This window comes from Capsulimonas sp. (genome assembly GCF_039929585.1).
Classification (GTDB): domain Bacteria; phylum Armatimonadota; class Armatimonadia; order Armatimonadales; family Capsulimonadaceae; genus Capsulimonas.
On sequence record NZ_JBDSQY010000347.1, the window covers coordinates 1 to 4,989 of the forward strand.

Genomic DNA, 4,989 nt, shown 5'->3' on the forward strand with positions numbered 1-4,989 from the left:
AGCGCGCCGTTGCCGTTTGCGCCATTTTTGTTGAGATCAGAGACCATCGAAAAATCCATTCTCCGCCCTCGGAGACAATCATCATTTAGTGTAGTGAACCGTCTCAATCATTATAGACACAGAGGGAACTTCTGAGTTCATTTTGCAGACAATGATCCAGGAAGCTCTGTTTTCTTCTCGGTACTGCGCCAATAGCGACGCCGATGACGATGTCATTCAAGAAGTGTCTGTAAATTTCATCGACCTTGGCCTGCCGATTTGGCGCTGGCCGGAGCACCCAACGATGCTCTATGGTGGAGAAAATTCTATCATCCAAACCGATGGAGATCAGTGGATATGGGCTGCGTCTCAAACCAAAGCTGGTCTTAACGAATGCCTCGCCCTGCAGGATGAATGGGAGCACATTGACGAGTAGCGACTGATTACGCCTTGAGTGAGAAATGAGAACAGCAATGACGCCGATTTTGGAAACCCCTCGCCTACTTCTCCGTCCGCTCCAACTGTCGGACGCGCCACGCAACCAAGAACTGTTTCCGCACTGGGAAGTCGTGCGATATATGGCGTCCGTCATCCCCTGGCCTTACCCCGACGACGGCGCGCAGAAGTATGTTGAGTATGCGCTCGCGGAAGTCGCCGCTGGGAAGCGTTATAGCTGGGCGCTGACGCTCAAGGCGGCTGACGACGATTTGCTGATCGGCGCGGTTGAGCTGACGCCGACCAATCCAGAGAACAGCCGGGACTTCTGGATCGGCCTGCCGTATCAGAGGCAGGGATATATGACGGAGGCGGTCGCCGCCGTGAACGATTTTGCTTTCGATGTGCTGGAGCTTCCGTATCTGAGACTGAATAACGCCGAGGCGAATGTTGGCTCACATCGGCTGAAGGAGAAGTCGGGAGCGGAGATTTCTAAGATTACGGAGGACGTTCTATTTGTGTCCGGCAAGCACAGGCGGGTGGGATGGACGCTGACGCGGGAGCAGTGGAGCGCGAACCGGCATCGATTTACCGTCGAATAATCGCTTCGGAAAAATTGCTTCCCGGCGAAACGATCGGCGCTCTGCACAGTTTGTTACTTATGACTGCTCACAGAAGATGAGAAGGAGCAAAAATGGAAAATTTGGCATTAAGTTCGATTCCGACAAAGGCCAAAGTCGCTGTCGGTTTGGCGCTCATCGGGTGGCTGGTTCTGGCGGCAAATATTATGTCAACGTTTTCGGCGCCAACAGCTCTGAAATCGCGGATCCTCTCGATAGTGACGGCAGCGTTTGCAATTGCGGCGGCCAACTTAGTTCCGCTGCCAACGCGTAATTATGTTGCGCGTGCGGCCATGCTTCTCGCGGGTACGCTAATGGCGGCTAGCCTGATGCCACCATCGATGCTGGCGGCAATTTTTGGGCTGCATCTGAAACGGTAATAGCCAAAGCGCTCGATTGAAAACAAAGACAGCCAGCCGAAAAACCGGCTGGCTCGACTTGTATCTTAATTTTGCATTAACTTGCTTATAGAATCGCCGTTGAAAGTATGCGGGCGGCGATCGCGTGCGAGTCCGGGAAGGCGATGTCGTCGGGGACTTTTTGGCCGGTGGTCACGTAGGCGAGCGGGATGCCATATTTGGCCTGCATGGTGAGCAGCTTGCCGAAGCAGGCGCTGTCGGTGGCTTCGTCGAGCTTGGTCAGGATCAAGGCGTCCGGCGCAAGCGTGTTGTAGAAGCGCCCGACGACATTGTCCATGTCGCGCGGGGAGAGCGTGGCGGGGACGGCCAGGAACTTCTGGACGACGCCGACGCCGTCGAACAAATCGGCGGTTTCGCTGAGCGGAAGCATATCGTTGGGTGAGCGGCCAGCGGTATCGAGAAGCACCAGTTCCATCCCCTGACGGGCGAACTCGGAAAGCTGGCTCACCATTTCTGATTTGTCGTGGGCGATCTTCACGGGGACGCGCAGGATGTCGCCGTAGGTCTGGAGCTGCTGAGCGGCGGCGATGCGCTGGGTGTCCATCGTGATAACCCCCACCTTGCGGCGCTCGACCAGGGAATATTGGGCTGCGAGTTTGGCGATAGTTGTGGTCTTGCCGACGCCGGTGGTGCCGACGAACGCGAGGACACGCAGTTTGCCGCCCGGCTGAATCTCGACCCGGTTGGCGATCAGCAGTTTTTGGGACAGCAGGGTACGCAGTTCACTGGTAGCGGTGGCGGTCGTCAGCCCCGGAGGGATTTCGGAGATCAATTGGCGGACGAGCGGCGCGGCGATATCGGCTTCGAGCAGCTGGCGCGAAAGTCCGGCATATGGGTCCGAGGGCGCTTCGGCGGCTTTGCCGCGTCCCCGTCGGCTTACAAGATCACCAGTCATGCCGTCGGGCTCCACCGCGCCCACCGGGGGATAGTCGTTCCACTTGCGTTTGCCGGAGGAATCGATCAATGCCTGAACGCTCGTGGAGAGGGTTGCGATCTGCGATTCCAGTTTCTGAATGTATCCGGCATTGGCGTCGCTCTGCGCCGAGTCGTCCGTCACGCCGAACGTGACTTCGATCATGTTCTTGCCGCCGAGGCCGAAGAAGCCGCCCTTACGGACCGTACGCTTGCTCAGAATGACGGCGTCGGAGCCGAGCTCGATCTTGGCCTGGAGCAGACATTGCGAGATGGTCGTACCGGTGATGGATTTGACGCGCATGGCGGGTGTTACTCGGCGGTCCTGGCGGGCGTCCGCGAGTGCGCTCCTTTGACTGGCGAAGAGCATATTAGGCATTTTCTGTTCCTGTTACCGAACCTACGGCGCGAACGTCCGTATTCGGGACGATCTCGTGATATGAAAGTATGACCAGATGCGGAAGTGAACGTTCGGTCAGACGACGCAGCGGCAATCGCAAAGCCGCCATACAGATCAGCAGCGGCTGCTGATATCCGAGGGACGCCATTCGCTCCACCTGCTGCCCCAGCGACCGCAGGAACTCCCGGGCGACGGACGGCTCCAAGGAAAGCGCCGGCGCGCCCGGCACGACGGATTCCATCAGGGTCTGCTCCAGCTGTGGATCCAATGTCAGCGCGTGCAGCGTCCCGGAGCTTTCGTCCACATACTGCCGGCAGATGGAGCGGGCCAAAGCCGCGCGCACCCACTCGCCAAGCATATCCATGTCCTTGGTTTTCGACGCGTTGTCCGCCAGCGTTTCCAAAATCGTCACCATGTCCCGGATGGAGATCCGTTCGCGCAGCAGATGCTGAAGAACCTTCTGGACTTCACCGACGCTCATCAGCGACGGGATCAATTCTTCCACCACCGCCGAGTTCGCCTGACGGATATGCTCGATCAGCGCCTGCGAATCCTGACGCGTGATAATCTCCGCCGCATAACTCTTGATGACCTCCGCCAAATGCGTCGTGATGACCGACGAGGGATCGACAACCGTGTAACCCGCCATCTCGGCGCGGTCCCGCATCGCTTTGGGCGCCCACTGCGCCGGAACGCCGAAGGCCGGTTCTCGGGTCGGAATACCGTCAGTGATCGGATCGATGACGACACCCGGGTCGATCAGCATGATCGAGTTTGGATGCACCGTACCCGTCGCGACGCTCGCGCCCTTCAGCTTAATCGTGTAATCGTTTGAGCGCAGATGCAGATCGTCCCGAATGCGAACCGTTGGTATGACAAGGCCCAGTTCCAGGGCCGTCTTCTGCCGGATCATGGTAATACGATCCAGCAAATCTCCGCCCGCAGCTTGATCCACCAATCCCAATAATCCATACCCAAAATTCAGCTCAAGCACATCAACATTTAACAAAGGCAGGAGACTTTGCGGGGTTGTTGCGGCGAGAGGCTTGGGCGCGGCGGCGGCGATTGCGTTTTCCTGCGCGACGGCGACGGCTTTGCGGTTGTTGGAAAGGATCATAAACCCCGTGCCGCCGAGGATGCCGGACACCAGCAATGTTTGTGGCAGCGGAAACCCGAAGGGCACGAACAGCATCACGAGTCCGGCGGCAATGATCAGTGGGCGCGGAGAAGCGAAGAGCTGACGGGCGATGTCGCCGCCCATCGCCGTATCCGATGCAGCGCGGGTGACCATCAAACCGGCGGCGGTCGAAATCAGCAGCGCCGGGATCTGCGCCACCAGGCCCTCGCCTACCGTGAGGATCGTGTACTTTTGCAGGACTTCAACAACGCCTTCGCCCTTACTCAGCCCCATCGCAAAGCCGCCGATGATGTTCAGAACGATGATGACGATGGCCGCGATGGCGTCGCCGCGAACGAACTTATTGGCGCCGTCCATCGCTCCGTAGAAGTCCGCTTCCTGCCCGACCGCTTTGCGTCGATCCCGCGCCTGGTCTTGCGTGATAACGCCGGCGTTCAGGTCGGCGTCGATCGCCATCTGCTTGCCGGGCATCGCGTCCAAAGTAAAGCGCGCCGCGACTTCCGCGACGCGCCCGGCGCCAGCCGTAATGACAACAAACTGCACGACAACCAGGAGGAGAAAGACAATGATGCCGACGACGTAGTTGCCGCCGATCACCACTTCGCCAAAGGTCTTGATGACATGTCCCGCCGATCCCGTGCCGATGATCAGCTTCATCGCCGAAACTTCGAGGGCAAGTCGGAACAGCGTGGTCACTAGCAGCAAGGCGGGAAAGACGGAAAATTGCAGCGGCTGGGTCGTATAAAGTGAAGTGAGGAGGATGAGGACGGCGCCGGCAAGGTTGATGACTAACCCCAGATCCAACAGCGGCTCCGGCAGAGGCAGGATCAGCATCGCGATCATGCCGATCAGCGCCATCGCCATGGCGATATCGGTTTGCTGCGCCGCCTTGGCGAAGAATCCCATGATCCCCGTAGGCGCGCCGCCCGTTCCCTGAGACTGTGCTCCCGTTGTGACTGCCACGCAAACTCCTTACTGAAAAAACTACCTGATTTTGACAATACCGAGGTGGTTATTCCATGAAAGGAGGCGAAATCACAGTAAAAGTTTACGAACGCACAGATCGAGGCAGGCGGGCGTCCCAAT

The 4,989-nt window shown here is 58.3% G+C and carries 5 protein-coding genes; 3 read left to right on the forward strand and 2 right to left on the reverse strand.

Features of this window, described 5'->3' with window-relative positions; genetic code table 11:
* Positions 1–142: 142 nt before the first annotated feature.
* From ABIZ35_RS26640 to ABIZ35_RS26650, 3 genes are all read left to right on the forward strand, one after another.
* Positions 143–415 (forward strand): hypothetical protein, encoded by a 273-nt coding sequence (locus tag ABIZ35_RS26640; protein WP_348222976.1) that lies wholly within the window; start codon positions 143–145, stop codon positions 413–415.
* A 37-nt stretch (positions 416–452) separates the two neighbouring features.
* Positions 453–1,016, forward strand: coding sequence for a GNAT family N-acetyltransferase (locus tag ABIZ35_RS26645; RefSeq protein ID WP_348222977.1), 564 nt, complete (start codon positions 453–455; stop codon positions 1,014–1,016).
* Between the two features lie 92 nt (positions 1,017–1,108).
* Complete coding sequence (locus ABIZ35_RS26650; protein WP_348222978.1) at positions 1,109–1,414, forward strand: hypothetical protein; 306 nt, start codon at positions 1,109–1,111, stop codon at positions 1,412–1,414.
* An 85-nt stretch (positions 1,415–1,499) separates the two neighbouring features.
* On the opposite strand, the gene flhF is transcribed toward ABIZ35_RS26650, so the two are convergent.
* Both flhF and flhA read right to left on the reverse strand, forming a co-directional pair.
* Positions 1,500–2,744, reverse strand: a complete 1,245-nt coding sequence (gene flhF, locus ABIZ35_RS26655) for a flagellar biosynthesis protein FlhF (RefSeq protein ID WP_348222979.1) — start codon at positions 2,742–2,744, stop codon at positions 1,500–1,502.
* Positions 2,737–4,809 (reverse strand): flagellar biosynthesis protein FlhA, encoded by a 2,073-nt coding sequence (flhA, locus tag ABIZ35_RS26660; protein ID WP_348222980.1) that lies wholly within the window; start codon positions 4,807–4,809, stop codon positions 2,737–2,739. The genes flhF and flhA overlap by 8 nt, the downstream gene beginning before the upstream one ends.
* Positions 4,810–4,989: the final 180 nt, after the last annotated feature.